This is a genomic window from Ruegeria sp. AA6 (assembly GCF_056542865.1).
Genome location: NZ_JBQGAN010000004.1, coordinates 158,506 through 171,469 on the forward strand (window position 1 = coordinate 158,506; position 12,964 = coordinate 171,469).

The 12,964-nt window shown below is 58.4% G+C and carries 10 protein-coding genes; 5 read left to right on the top strand and 5 right to left on the bottom strand.

Annotated elements, in window-relative coordinates:
• Nucleotides 1–136: 136 nt before the first annotated feature.
• The 4 genes from lpxC to ACR0LN_RS08075 all read left to right on the top strand — a co-directional run bounded on the left by lpxC (nt 137) and on the right by ACR0LN_RS08075 (nt 5,498).
• Complete coding sequence (gene lpxC, locus ACR0LN_RS08060) at nt 137–1,057, top strand: UDP-3-O-acyl-N-acetylglucosamine deacetylase (RefSeq protein WP_480428946.1); 921 nt, start codon at nt 137–139, stop codon at nt 1,055–1,057.
• 127 nt (nt 1,058–1,184) lie between these two features.
• Complete coding sequence (locus ACR0LN_RS08065) at nt 1,185–2,027, top strand: outer membrane protein assembly factor BamD (protein WP_480428947.1); 843 nt, start codon at nt 1,185–1,187, stop codon at nt 2,025–2,027.
• Nucleotides 2,028–2,062: 35 nt separating this feature from the next.
• Nucleotides 2,063–3,712, top strand: coding sequence for a DNA repair protein RecN (recN, locus tag ACR0LN_RS08070; protein ID WP_480428948.1), 1,650 nt, complete (start codon nt 2,063–2,065; stop codon nt 3,710–3,712).
• A 100-nt stretch (nt 3,713–3,812) separates the two neighbouring features.
• Nucleotides 3,813–5,498: a chloride channel protein gene (locus tag ACR0LN_RS08075; protein ID WP_480428949.1), complete on the top strand. Its 1,686-nt coding sequence runs from the start codon at nt 3,813–3,815 to the stop codon at nt 5,496–5,498.
• 77 nt (nt 5,499–5,575) lie between these two features.
• Here the strand turns inward: ACR0LN_RS08075 and ACR0LN_RS08080 are convergent, their stop codons facing one another.
• From ACR0LN_RS08080 to cobS, 4 genes are all read right to left on the bottom strand, one after another.
• Nucleotides 5,576–5,917 carry a DUF427 domain-containing protein gene (locus ACR0LN_RS08080; protein WP_480428950.1) on the bottom strand — a complete coding sequence of 114 codons (342 nt, stop codon included), beginning with the start codon at nt 5,915–5,917 and terminating at the stop codon, nt 5,576–5,578.
• Nucleotides 5,918–5,976: 59 nt separating this feature from the next.
• Nucleotides 5,977–7,758: an aminopeptidase P family protein gene (locus ACR0LN_RS08085; protein ID WP_480428952.1), complete on the bottom strand. Its 1,782-nt coding sequence runs from the start codon at nt 7,756–7,758 to the stop codon at nt 5,977–5,979.
• A gap of 73 nt (nt 7,759–7,831) precedes the next feature.
• The gene (gene cobT, locus ACR0LN_RS08090; protein ID WP_480428953.1) at nt 7,832–9,709 is read right to left on the bottom strand and encodes a cobaltochelatase subunit CobT; all 1,878 of its coding nucleotides are present in this window, start codon (nt 9,707–9,709) and stop codon (nt 7,832–7,834) included.
• Nucleotides 9,710–9,831: 122 nt separating this feature from the next.
• The gene (cobS, locus tag ACR0LN_RS08095; RefSeq protein ID WP_480428954.1) at nt 9,832–10,818 is read right to left on the bottom strand and encodes a cobaltochelatase subunit CobS; all 987 of its coding nucleotides are present in this window, start codon (nt 10,816–10,818) and stop codon (nt 9,832–9,834) included.
• Between the two features lie 526 nt (nt 10,819–11,344).
• Between cobS and ACR0LN_RS08100 the strand changes: the two genes are divergently transcribed.
• The gene (locus ACR0LN_RS08100) at nt 11,345–12,226 is read left to right on the top strand and encodes a Hint domain-containing protein (protein ID WP_480428955.1); all 882 of its coding nucleotides are present in this window, start codon (nt 11,345–11,347) and stop codon (nt 12,224–12,226) included.
• Nucleotides 12,227–12,240: 14 nt separating this feature from the next.
• Here ACR0LN_RS08100 and ACR0LN_RS08105 read toward each other — a convergent pair whose 3' ends face one another.
• Nucleotides 12,241–12,867, bottom strand: coding sequence for a J domain-containing protein (locus ACR0LN_RS08105; protein ID WP_480428956.1), 627 nt, complete (start codon nt 12,865–12,867; stop codon nt 12,241–12,243).
• Between the last annotated feature and the right edge of the window lie 97 nt (nt 12,868–12,964).

Genomic DNA, 12,964 nt, shown 5'->3' on the forward strand with positions numbered 1-12,964 from the left:
TAAGCAGGCTTTTGCCGATCTGTTACATTCATGTTTCATTCAGTTACAAAGAGTGAGTTGAGCCTTGGTGCTTGCTTCCTTAACTGAGTGTCCAACACGGACCGTATAGGCCGGACACCACTCACCGAGGTTCACCTTGCAACATACGCTCAAATCTCCGATCACGTTTAAAGGCGTCGGGCTGCACAGCGGTAAGCCTGCGACAATGATCCTGAAGCCGGCGGCTGCCGGCCATGGGATCTGGTTCAAACGGACGGATATTGAGCTGGGCAATGCGTTGATCCCCGCAATCTATGATGTGGTCGAGCGCACCCCGCTTTGTACCCGTCTGGTGAACGACGCGAATGTGTCGGTGTCGACTGTCGAGCATATCATGGCGGCCCTTGCAGGATGCGGTGTGCACAACGCCATGATCGAGATCGACGGGCCTGAGGTTCCGATCATGGACGGCTCTTCGATCGAATTCGTGCGGGGCATTATGGCCAAGGGCGTACGTCGTCAGGCCAGCCCGGTTCTGGCATTTGAAGTGCTTAAGCCCGTGACTGCCTCACGCGAAGGTGCCAGTGCGTCTATTGCACCGGCAAATGGTCTGATCATCGATTTCCACATTGACTTTGAAGACAGCGCGATTGGCAGCCAGACCAAGACACTGGACATGCGTAACGGTTCGTTTGCGCGTGAACTCAGCGATTGTCGCACCTTCTGCCGTCGCACGGATGTCGAAGCGATGCGCGAAAACGGACTCGCCTTGGGCGGCACGCTGGACAACGCAGTCGTTGTTCAGGGGGACGAGGTGCTGACCCCGGGCGGCTTCCGCCATGCGGACGAAGCAGTGCGCCACAAGATGCTGGATGCTTTGGGCGACCTGTACTTGGCAGGCGGTCCCATTCTGGGTCACTTCACCGGTGACAAATCCGGGCACGCGATGACCAATACGCTGCTGCGTAAGTTGTTCGAAACTCCCGGCGCCGTGCGTCCGGTGCTGTGCACGGCCGAAATGGCCGCACGTCTGCCCGGTCAGGGTCTTGTTTGGGACGAAATTCCCGAAGTTGCCTGATTGGATCAAGTCGGCCGACAATTCCGTCAGGGGGCTTACTAAGGCGTTTTGCACCGGAATTATATATGCTAGACCAAGGGCCAATCCGGGGGTTGCCCCACTAAGCAATACGACAAGGATAGGCGGAATGGTTGGCACCAAAGCGGCAGTCAGGTTCGCAGGCGCGATTCTTCTGACAGCAGTTTTGACGGCATGCGGCGGGCAAGGCGCAGATCGCGATCAGAACCTGGAAGGCTTTACTCCAGAACAGATATTCACGCGCGGTGAGTATGAGTTGTCGCAAAACCGCTCGGATGATGCGGCGTGGTATTTCTCGGAAGTTGAGCGTCTTTATCCCTATTCCGACTGGGCCAAACGCGCGCTGATCATGCAAGCGTTCTCGTATCACACAGACAAGAACTACGAAGAAAGCCGGGCCGCCGCTCAGCGCTTTATCGACTTCTATCCGGCAGACGAAGATGCCGCATACGCGCAATATCTTCTGGCGCTCAGCTATTACGACCAGATTGACGAAGTGGGGCGCGATCAGGGGCTGACCTTTCAGGCACTGCAATCGCTGCGTACAGTGATCGAGGTATATCCCGATAGCGAGTACGCCACCTCGGCGGTCTTGAAATTCGACTTGGCCTTTGATCATCTGGCCGGAAAAGAGATGGAGATCGGGCGCTATTACCTGCGTCAGGATCACTACACTGCCGCCATCAACCGGTTCCGTGTGGTGGTTGAGGATTTCCAAACCACATCCCACACCGCCGAAGCGCTGTATCGTCTGATCGAAGCGTATCTGTCGCTTGGGTTGGTGGATGAGGCGCAGTCGGCTGGCGCCATTTTGGGTTATAACTATCAGTCGTCTGAATGGTACGACGCGGGCTACAAGCTACTGACCTCGCGCGGGTTGGAGCTGAAAAGCCGCGGCAACAACTGGCTCAGCCAGATTTACCGCCAGACCATCAAAGGTGAGTGGTTGTAATCGCCATGGCTACAGGCGTGGGACGCTAAGACCCGATGCTGCGCGCCCTTGATATCCGCGACATGCTGATCATTGACCGGCTGGAACTGACGTTTCAGCCGGGTTTGAATGCGTTGACCGGGGAAACCGGCGCGGGCAAGTCGATTCTGCTGGATTCTTTGGGTTTCGTGTTGGGCTGGCGTGGACGGGCAGAACTGGTCCGTCAGGGCGCCGCGCAAGGTGAGGTTGTGGCTGAGTTCGAGCTCGGCCCTGATCACGCAGCCCACGCGGTTCTGGCCGAGGCGGGCCTGCCCGGTGGTGAGGAACTGATCCTGCGCCGGGTCAACACGGCCGAGGGTCGCAAGACCGCCTGGGTCAATGACCGACGCTGCTCGGGCGAGGTGCTGCGGGCGCTGTCCGAGACTTTGATCGAATTGCATGGTCAGCATGACGATCGCGGGTTGCTGAACCCGCGTGGACATCGGGCGATGCTGGATGACTACGCAGGGGTAGGGGATCACTTGGCCGCTGTGCGTGCCGCATGGACGAATATGTCGCGTGCCCGCAAGGCGTTGGCCGAGACTGAGGCGACACTTGCGGCCATGCGCGCGGAAGAGGAATTCCTGCGTCACGCTGTGGGCGAACTGGACAAGCTGGACCCACAACCGGGCGAGGATGCGGAACTCGATGCGCGTCGACGTATGATGCAGGGGGCCGAACGTATCCGCGACGACGTGGCCCGCGCATATGCCCTGTTGGGGGGCGAGGGGGCCGAAGGTGCGATGTCCGATGCCGTCCGTTGGTTGGAGGGCGTAACGGACAATGCGGGCGGTCAATTGGAAGAACCGATTGCAGCACTTGGCCGCGCCCTGATTGAACTGGGCGAGGCGCAGGATGGCGTGAACGCCTGCCTGCAGGCGCTGGATTTCAACCCGGCAGAGCTTGAAGCCGCTGAGGAACGTCTGTTCGCCATTCGTGCGCTGGCCCGCAAGCATGATGTGGCCCCGGACGATTTGGGCGCGTTTGCCGACACGTTGCGCGACCGATTGAACCGGCTGGATGCGGGCGATGCCGATCTGGCGGAACAACGCGTCGCGGTCGAAGCCGCGCAAGCTGCGTATGACCAAGCCGCTGGCGGGCTCAGCACCGCGAGACAAGAGGCGGCGGGACGGCTGGATACGGCCGTAATGGCCGAACTGGCACCTCTTAAAATGGAGCGTGCGGTGTTCCAGACCGAAATCACCGCCTCTGATCCCGGCCCCGAAGGTATAGACGCCGTAGCTTTCACCGTCGCCACCAATCCGGGTGCGCCGTCTGGCCCGCTGAACAAGATCGCCTCGGGCGGCGAACTCAGCCGCTTCCTGCTGGCGCTCAAGGTCTGTCTGACGGGCGATGACAGTGCGCGTACGATGATCTTTGACGAGATTGACCGAGGTGTGGGCGGCGCGACTGCGGATGCGGTGGGGCGTCGTCTGGCGTCGCTGGCGCAGGGTGGGCAGGTTCTGGTGGTCACACATTCACCGCAGGTCGCCGCTCGTGCGGCGCACCATTGGCGGGTGCAGAAACAGGTTGCTGACGGGCAGACCCTGTCGACCGTGATCCCGCTGGCTGATCCCGACAGGGTAGACGAGATCGCCCGCATGGTTGCAGGCGATACCATAACCGATGAGGCACGCGCCGCTGCCCGCGCTTTGTTGGATGCTTGACGCCATTCTGCCGCTTTCCGTTTCGCAAACCGTCGTGATCTCACTTTTATCAGAGGGCTCCGTGGCTTACTAAGGGATAAGACTTGATCCCCGAGGGCCAATGACCCAATCGACCCGCACCGTTCTGCGCAACCAGCTCAATCAGGCTTTGGCCGCGATGAAGGATGCGTGGCGGGTGATGTTGCGACGTGGGCCAAGCCAGATCCAGTTCTGGTTCATCGCCTTAGCCATCGGGATTGCGGCAGGCTTTATGGCGCTGGGGTTCCGCAAAGCGATCCGCGCGCTGCAGGCCTATGTATACGACACAGGCGATATTCTGCTGCTGCATTCGCACGCCGAAAAGCTTCCCTGGGTCCTGATCCTGATCACACCAATTCTCGGTGGTCTCATCGTGGGCATTATCCTGCACAAGTTCACTGACGACGGGCGGGTGCGCTCGGTTGCGGATGTGATCGAAGGGGCCGCGCTGACCAATGGCCGGGTCGAGGGCAAAGCGGGGATTGCCTCGTTCTTCGCCTCGCTGATTACTCTCAGCACCGGAGGATCAACCGGGCGGGAAGGGCCAGTGGTGCATATGGCCGGGGTGATCTCGACATGGGTGAGCGACCGTATTCACGCTGACGGCATCACAGGGCGTGATCTGTTAGGCTGCGCCGTGGCGGCTGCGGTGTCGGCCAGCTTTAACTCACCTATCGCGGGCGCGTTGTTCGCGCTTGAGGTCGTGCTGCGCCATTTTGCCGTGCACGCTTTCGCGCCCATCGTCATCGCTTCGGTCGCCGGGACGGTGATCAACCGACTGGAATACGGCGACGTGACCGAGTTCGTTTTGGAAACCCCAGGATCGCTGCAATTCTATGTCGAATTGCCCGCCTTCCTGATCCTTGGCCTGATCTGCGGGTTGGTGTCTTTGTTGTTGATGCGCTCGATCTTCTTTGCCGAGGATATCGGCAATCATGTCCAAACCCGCCTGTCTTTGCCGCGATGGCTGCGCCCGGCGGTGTCAGGGGCGATGCTGGGCCTGCTGGCGATCTGGTTCCCGCATATCATCGGCGTGGGGTATGAGACCACGATCCGCGCGCTGACCGGTGACCTGACCCTGACAGTCGCCATCCTGTTTGCCGTTATCAAAACTGTCGCCGTCGCCATTACGATGGGGGGTCGCATGGGGGGCGGGGTGTTTTCACCTTCGTTGATGATCGGCGCGCTGACCGGACTGGCCTTTGGCCTCATCGCAACAGGATTGCTGCCTGATGTGTCGGGCACGCATACGCTCTATGCTTTTGCCGGCATGGGGGCTGTGGCCGCCGCCGTTTTAGGCGCGCCAATCTCGACCACTATGATCGTTTTCGAACTGACCGGAGACTGGCAGATCGGTATCGCGGTGATGGTTTCGGTCTCGATGTCCACAGCGTTGGCTTCGCGGCTGGTGGACCGGTCTTTCTTCCTGACACAGCTGGAACGCCGCAATGTGCATCTGGCGGCTGGGCCGCAGGCTTATTTGCTGGCAATGCTGCGCGCCGGCGCAGTGATGCGACCCATCGGGGATGCCCGGTCTATCACCAAAGAGCAAGCACAGGAACTGATCGAACAAGGGCTCTGCGTGCAGGCGAGCGCCACACTAGAGGCCGCGATGCCTTATTTCGATCATGACGACATACCGTGTATCCCGGTTGTGGAAATCGACGGCGAAGGCAATGAAACTCCGGTCGGGGGGCTGTATCACGTTGATGCACTCAAGGCATATAACCGCGCATTGGCGGCAACGGCGGCCGAGGAGCATTCATAGTCGCTTTAAGTCGCAAGCTGTCAAAGTGACAGGAAGCCCATCACCGGCGCTAGATTAAGTTCAGCAGTGGCAGGGAACTAGATTTGCTCGACCTTGACGGATTCCACTGGATAGAACGCCACATAGCCCTTGATTTCTGCCATTGCTGACACCGGGTTTTCATAGCTCCACGCGGCGTTTTCGGTCACCGAGGATTTGTTGACGATCGAGAAATGCGTGGCGTCACCCTTATGCGGGCAATTGGTGATCTTGTCGGTCGTATCCAGAAAGGCCATGGCGATGTCTGTACGAGGGAAATAGATCACTGGATTCAAATCCCCCTCCGACAGTTCCAGCGCGTTGCTGCTTTCGCCCAGAACAGCACCGCCGGAACGGACGCTCCATTTACCCGGAGCTTTGCGGATCGTGATCTCTACCATTTCTCTTCCCTCGTCTTCTTTGGGCCTCTCCTCTGCCCGGTGTTTGTAACAGTTCGGTGTCAGATCGGCGCGGTTGCGGCATCCAACCACAGTTGAGCGTCTTCGCCCAGCCTTGGTCTGATCTTTTCCGCAACGTCGCGGTGATAAGCATTAAGCCAATCGCGTTCAACTGCAGTCAGCATCTCAATCACAATCAGTCGCCGATCAATCGGAACATAGGTCAATGTCCGCCAGTTCAACATCGCGCGCTCGGCATCGCCGCCGGGCAGGGCCGGGGCCTCTTGTACGACTACAAGGTTCTCGATGCGGATACCGAAAGCGCCTTCGCGGTAATACCCCGGCTCATTTGACAGGATCATACCCGGTTGCAAGGGAACATGGCTGGCCTTGGACAGGCGCTGAGGACCTTCGTGAACGCTCAGATACGCGCCGACGCCATGCCCAACGCCGTGGTTGAAATCCTGCCCTGCTGCCCAAAGTGGTGCCCGCGCGATGCCTTCAATGTCACGCCCGGCCAAACCCACAGGCCAGCGCAGCATGGACAGGTTGATCATGCCTTTCAGTACGCGGGTAAAGCACGCTTTTTCTTCGTCGCCAACCTCACCGATGGCAATCGTGCGGGTGATGTCAGTGGTGCCGTCCAGATATTGCCCACCGCTGTCCAGAACCAGAATGTGCCCATCTTCCAACGTGCTGTCGGTCTCTTCCGTTACGCGATAATGCATGATCGCGCCATTGGGGCCTGTGCCCGCGATCGTGTCGAATGAGATATCCTGCAGCGCGTTGTCTTTGCGCCGAATCTCTTCAAGGCGAGTGACCACCTGCGTTTCGGTCAGGGTTCCGGGGGCTTGCGCGTCTAACCAGCAGAGCGTCTCTGTTACTGCCACCGCGTCGCGCAAATGCGCCTCGGCGCTGCCCGCGATTTCAGCATCGTTTTTACAGGCTTTGGGCAAGGCGCAGGGGTCTCCACCATCGACCATTCGATCCTCAAGTACATCTGCTACGGCTTGCGGCAGGGTTCCCAGATCGACCTGAACACTCCCCTCCAGCGCCGCTACAGCGCTCAGAAAGTCTTTGGGCGCGTGAACACAGACCTGATCTTCCAAAGCCACTTTCAGTTTTTCTTCGGCCATGAACAGATCGACCCGGCCATCGGCGTGCAGGATGGCAAAACCATGCGCCACCGGGTTGTACCCGATGTCCGAGCCGCGAATGTTCAAAAGCCACATGGTGGAATCCGGCAGGGTGATTACTGCTGACGCGCACCCAGAGCCTTGCAGATCGTTGGCGAGACGCGTGATCTTGCTGGTCGCGGCTTCTCCGGCAAACTCAATCGGATGTGCTTTGACCGGGTTCATCGGCGGCGCGGGTTGATCCTGCCATACCCGATCCACCAAGTTGTCAACGCGCACCAAGTCCACGCCGCTGCCAGCCAAATCCTTTTGCGCACTGGCGATCTGACCCGCCGCATGAAGCCAAGGGTCAAACCCGACCTTGCCGCCATCTGGCAGCTGCTCTTTTAACCACGCGCTGAGGCTGACTTCGGGCCACGGAACGGGCGTGAAATCAGATGCAACCTGTGCCTTAACCTGCGTCCGATAGCGACCATCCACAAAAACGCCGGCCACGTTTTTCAGCACTGCACAAAACCCGGCCGAGCCGGTAAATCCCGTCAACCATGCCAACCGCTCATCCCGAGGCGCAACGTACTCGCCCTGATGCGCATCCGCGCGCGGGATAAGAAAGCCGTCCAACCCTTCTTTTGCTATCTCACTCCGCAAGGCAGCCAGCCGTGGCGGTCCCTGTTCCGGGCGTGCGGTTACCGCAAAGGACTGAAACATCACTTACCTCTCCCAATCAGGGCCTGACCCTTCATCTTTCTGGAAAATACTCCCGCCGGAGGCAAGGCCAGCGTTAGCTGGCCCTTTTCATCCCCATCACCCGAGCCCGTGCGCGTGGATCGCTGTCGAACAGGGCTGCAAGTTGCTCGGTCATCGCGCCCGCAAGCTGTTCGACATCAGTGATCGTCACAGCGCGGTCATAGTAGCGGGTCACATCATGGCCGATACCAATCGCCAGCAGCTCTACCATCTTGCGCTTTTCCACCATGGCGATCACGTCGCGCAGGTGTTTTTCCAGATAATTCGCGGGGTTGACGCTGAGTGTTGAATCATCGACCGGCGCACCATCCGAGATCACCATCAGAATCTTGCGCTGCTCGCGCCGGGCCAGCATCCGGCGATGGGCCCATTCCAGCGCCTCACCGTCGATGTTTTCCTTCAGCAGGCCCTCTTTCATCATCAGACCCAGATTGGGTCGGGCACGCCGCCACGGCGCATCTGCGCCCTTGTAGATAATGTGGCGCAGATCGTTCAGCCGTCCCGGCTGTTGTGGGCGGCCATCGTTCAGCCACGCCTCACGCGCCTGACCGCCTTTCCACGCGCGGGTGGTAAAGCCAAGTATCTCGACCTTCACGTTGCAGCGTTCCAGCGTCCGCGCCAGAACATCCGCGCAGATCGCTGCAATGGAAATCGGACGCCCGCGCATCGAGCCAGAGTTGTCCAGCAGCAGTGTCACGACTGTATCGCGGAACTCCGTATCTTTTTCGACCTTGAAGCTCAGCGGCGTGGTCGGGTTGGCAACCACACGCGCCAGACGACCGGCATCCAGAATGCCTTCCTCGCGGTCGAACTCCCAGCTCCGGTTTTGCTGAGCCTGCAATCGTCGCTGCAGTTTGTTGGCCAGTCTGCTGACTGCCCCTTTCAGCGGCTCCAATTGCTGATCGAGATAGGCGCGTAGACGTTCCAGCTCGGCGGGTTCGGCCAGATCTTCGGCAGCGATCTCTTCGTCATAGGTATCCAGATAGACCTTGTAGTCTGGATCTGCTTCTGACGCAGGCTGCGGGGCCGGGGGTTCCAGCGGAGCTTCCCCTTCGGGCATCTCTGCCTCGTCACCCATTTCGTCTTCGGCCATCTCATCCATCGAGACCTGGGCCTGAGACTGGTCTTGTTGTTCTTCCTGAGTCTGTTCAGGCGTGGCGTCAGCGTCCTGTTCGTCCTGGTCGTCCTGCCCGGTGCTATCGGGATCGGGCTGTTCTTCGGCGTCCTCTTCGGCTTGATCTTCCTGTTCGTCGTCCAGCTCATCGGGGTCTTCGCCCAACTGGTCGCCATAGCCCAGGTCCTTGATCACCTGCCTTGCGAATTTCGCAAATTCGGCCTGATCCGAAAGAATCTCGTCCAGGTTTTCCAGCGTCCCGCCAGCCTGTTCCTCGATGAACCCGCGCCACAGGTTCATGATGTTCTCGGCCGCAGGCGGCAAGTCGCGGCCGGTGGCCAGATGGCGGATCAGGTAACCTGCAGCAACAGCCAACGGCGCATCCGCTGGTTGCTTGCACTGGTCATACCCACGCCGCAGTGCTTCATGCCCTATCTTGACGTCGATGTTCGAGGCCGTCCCGGGCATATCCCGCGCGCCCATTGCTTCGCACCGGGCAACCTCCATCGCTTCGTACAAGTCCCGCGCCATATCGCCCGGAGGGGCATAGCGCGCATGGGTCGCGTCGTCGTGATACTTGCGCTGCAGCGCCAGGGCATCGGCCGTTCCGCGCGCCAACAGGACCTCTTCGCGCGTCATTCGACGGCTGACCTGCGGCAGACGCATCGACTCGCCCGTCATGCCCGAAGGGTCGACAGTGTAGGTAACGTTCAGTTCGGGATCGTCGGCCATGACCTTAGTGGCCTCGGCCAAAGCCTTTTTGAACGGATCAGCAGGGTTGTCGTTCTTCTGTACCATGTCCCCAAGCCTTTCACATTGCGAATCCGATTTCCAACAATAGCGAAACCGGATCCGCCTTCATCTGGCCAATAAATATCCCGCCGAAGGCATTGCGCCCGGAAAGGGCGCAATTCTGCGCGTTAGCCCAGGCTGGCGCTGGCCGCGCTTTCCGGCAGTTCCTCGTCGAAACAACGCTGATAGAATTCGGCCACGGTCTGCCGTTCCAGTTCGTCGCATTTGTTCAGGAAGGACAAGCGGAAGGCATAGCCGACATTGCGGAAGATTTCAGCGTTTTGGGCCCAGTTGATCACGGTCCTCGGGCTCATAACCGTGGACAGATCACCGTTCATGAACGCCGTCCGGGTCAGGTCGGCAACGGTAACCATCTGGCTGACGGTCTTGCGGCCCTTTTCGGTATTATAATGCGGTGCCTTCGACAGCACGATCATCGTTTCGGCGTCGTGGCTGAGATAGTTCAGCGTCGAAACCAGCGACCAGCGGTCCATCTGCGCCTGGTTGATCTGCTGGGTGCCGTGGTACAGACCGGTCGTGTCGCCCAGACCAACGGTGTTGGCAGTGGCAAACAGGCGAAAGTTCGGGTTCGGCGTGATGATTTCATTTTGGTCCAGCAAGGTCAGCTTGCCGTCATGTTCCAGAACACGCTGAATCACGAACATCACGTCTGCACGACCTGCATCGTATTCGTCGAAAACAATGGCGACGGGGTTACGCAGAGCCCAAGGCAGGATTCCCTCGTGGAACTCGGTGACCTGCTTACCATCACGCAGCTTGATCGCATCTTTACCGATCAGGTCGATCCGGCTGATGTGGCTGTCCAGGTTCACGCGCACGGCGGGCCAGTTCAGACGGGCCGCGACTTGTTCGATATGGGTCGACTTACCAGTGCCGTGATAACCCTGAATCATCACGCGGCGGTTGTGGGCAAAGCCTGCCAGAATCGCCAATGTGGTTTCGGGGTCGAACTTGTATGTCGGATCAATGGCCGGAACCCGATCACTACGGTCTGCAAAGCCTTTGACGGCCATGTCAGTATCAATGCCGAACACGTCACGGACCGAGATTTCTTCGGTGGGTTTTGCGTTGATATCAATCGATCCGTCAGCCATTTGCCTTGTCCTTATCCTTTGGCCCGCATTGCCGGGTCTGAACCCGTGTGTGGTGCAACATATTGCGGGCAAGGGCAAGGGAAAGCCGCGCGTGTCGTAAAGTCGGCAAGTCTTTCTTTGAAACTGGCCTTATCGAGGCTTGATGAGCCGAGTCGGGAAGCGCTTCGCTTACCCGTGCCTCTTTAGAAATCCCCAACTTTAACGGTGTGGATGCATAAGGATGTTGAAATAATCCGTTTCGGGTGCAGCTGTAACGGTTTTGACAGTCGGTCGCCGAAAGCTGCAAGCGTCTGCCATCTAGAGCAACAGTTGCCCGGACGGCACTTTTGGAAATCTCAAACTCGAAATCAGGGAGGTTAATTTTAGGTTAAACTGCCTTTTTGTACACTACTCACAACGGTTCGTTGAGAAATTATTGTGTGTGAGGGTTAAGTGACAAGCAGAACCAGCTTCTACAGCATGCTCGCCCGATGCCCGCAAGATGGCACGCCGCGTATAACGGCTGTTCTGGCGGAAGGCGCACACGATGGCGTTTGATGTTCTTCTCCACACTGTGAATACGACCGGCCCGGGTGACTTGGTCGTTCAAAATACGACTGAACCAGCAATTATTGATGGCGACACGATATCATTTGACGGCGGTCTTACTTTTGAGCCCTATGAATACCTTGGGCAGGGTAACAGGGACGGTTCAGGTGAGTCCGGCGAGTTCATTGAGGTCAATGGAGAAATTTACGCCTGGAATACTGACAATCCAACCGGCCCAATGTCTACGGGCAATTGGAAAATTACCGAAGGCGACCTCGATCCGGATAACCCACCATGTTTTGTAGCTGGCACGCTGATCGAAACAAAGACCGGCCCCCGAGCTGTTGAAGAATTGAAAGTCGGCGACAAGGTATGCGTTTCCGGCGGCCAAACTCTGCCTGTTGTTTGGATCGGCAAACGAACACTGAGTGCTCAGGCTTTGCGCCTTAGACCAAAGTTTCGACCAGTCCTGATCAAGCGCGACGCGCTAGGGAAAGGCCTGCCTGACCGTGATCTCTACGTATCGCCACAGCATCGGATCGTCCTTGAGGGCTGGCGGGCTGAGTTGCTGTTCGGCGAGCCGATGGTCTTTTCTGCGGCGATCCATCTAGTCAATGATGACAAGATCCGTCAGGTGCGTAAGGAAGACGCCGTTACTTATTATCACATAGCCTGTGAACGGCATGTCATTCTGACATCGCATGGCTTGCAAAGTGAGAGCCTGTTTCTTGGCGACAGGACGCTTACTTCGTTTAACCGCGAATACGTTGCCGAATTGCGCGAGCTATTCCCTGAACTAAGCGACGAAGCACCGTCACAACAGACACGGCTGCGCTGCTTGAAACGTCCCGAAGCGCAAGCGCTACGGGACATGTTCTGAAGATAGGATGAGGCTTACTTAAAGTTCCTGCTGTCCTTGATCTGATCCCACGCCCAGACAACCTCTTGCAGCTGTTCTTCCTGAGACCGGTCGCCGCCGTTCATGTCGGGGTGCAAGACCTTGATAAGTTTCTTGTAAGCCTTGCGCACCTCGGCTTTGGACCAGCTGTCTTTAGCTTCAAGTATCTCGATAGCGCGACGTTCGGTCGGCGGCAGGCGACGGCCGCCTCCACCCGAGGTGCGACCCTTGTTCTGCGTACTGTTCGCGCCCAGCACCTGATGCGGGTCTTCGATGCCCAGACGGGCCCAGGCGCTCGCCTCGGGGTCGCCCATTGGCTTTGTCTCACGCTCCCACACCTTGTCCTTGGACCTCTGCGCGTTCAGTTCGGCCTCAGTGGTGCCGTCGAAGAAGTTCCACTTCTGGTTATATTCGCGCACGTGCTGCTGACAGAACCAAAAGAAGTCATCCAGCACATCCGGCGCTTTTGGTGCGCGGAATTTGCCGGGCTCGTTGCAGCCCTCGTGGTCACAAATACGAACCGAGGTTTCCGACGCACCCGACATGCCCCTGCGTCCGCGCGGGTTCTTTTTCTTGGCGCTGGAAACGGACATATCGAATCCGAAGGGGTCTGATTTCACCATGCTCTGAACCTCTCGAAGGTATCTTTTCGACTCGGAGGCAGCAGTTTAGTCTAAGCAGCCGAAAGTAGAAGAGGGGGAGCGGTAAAATTTTTGCCGC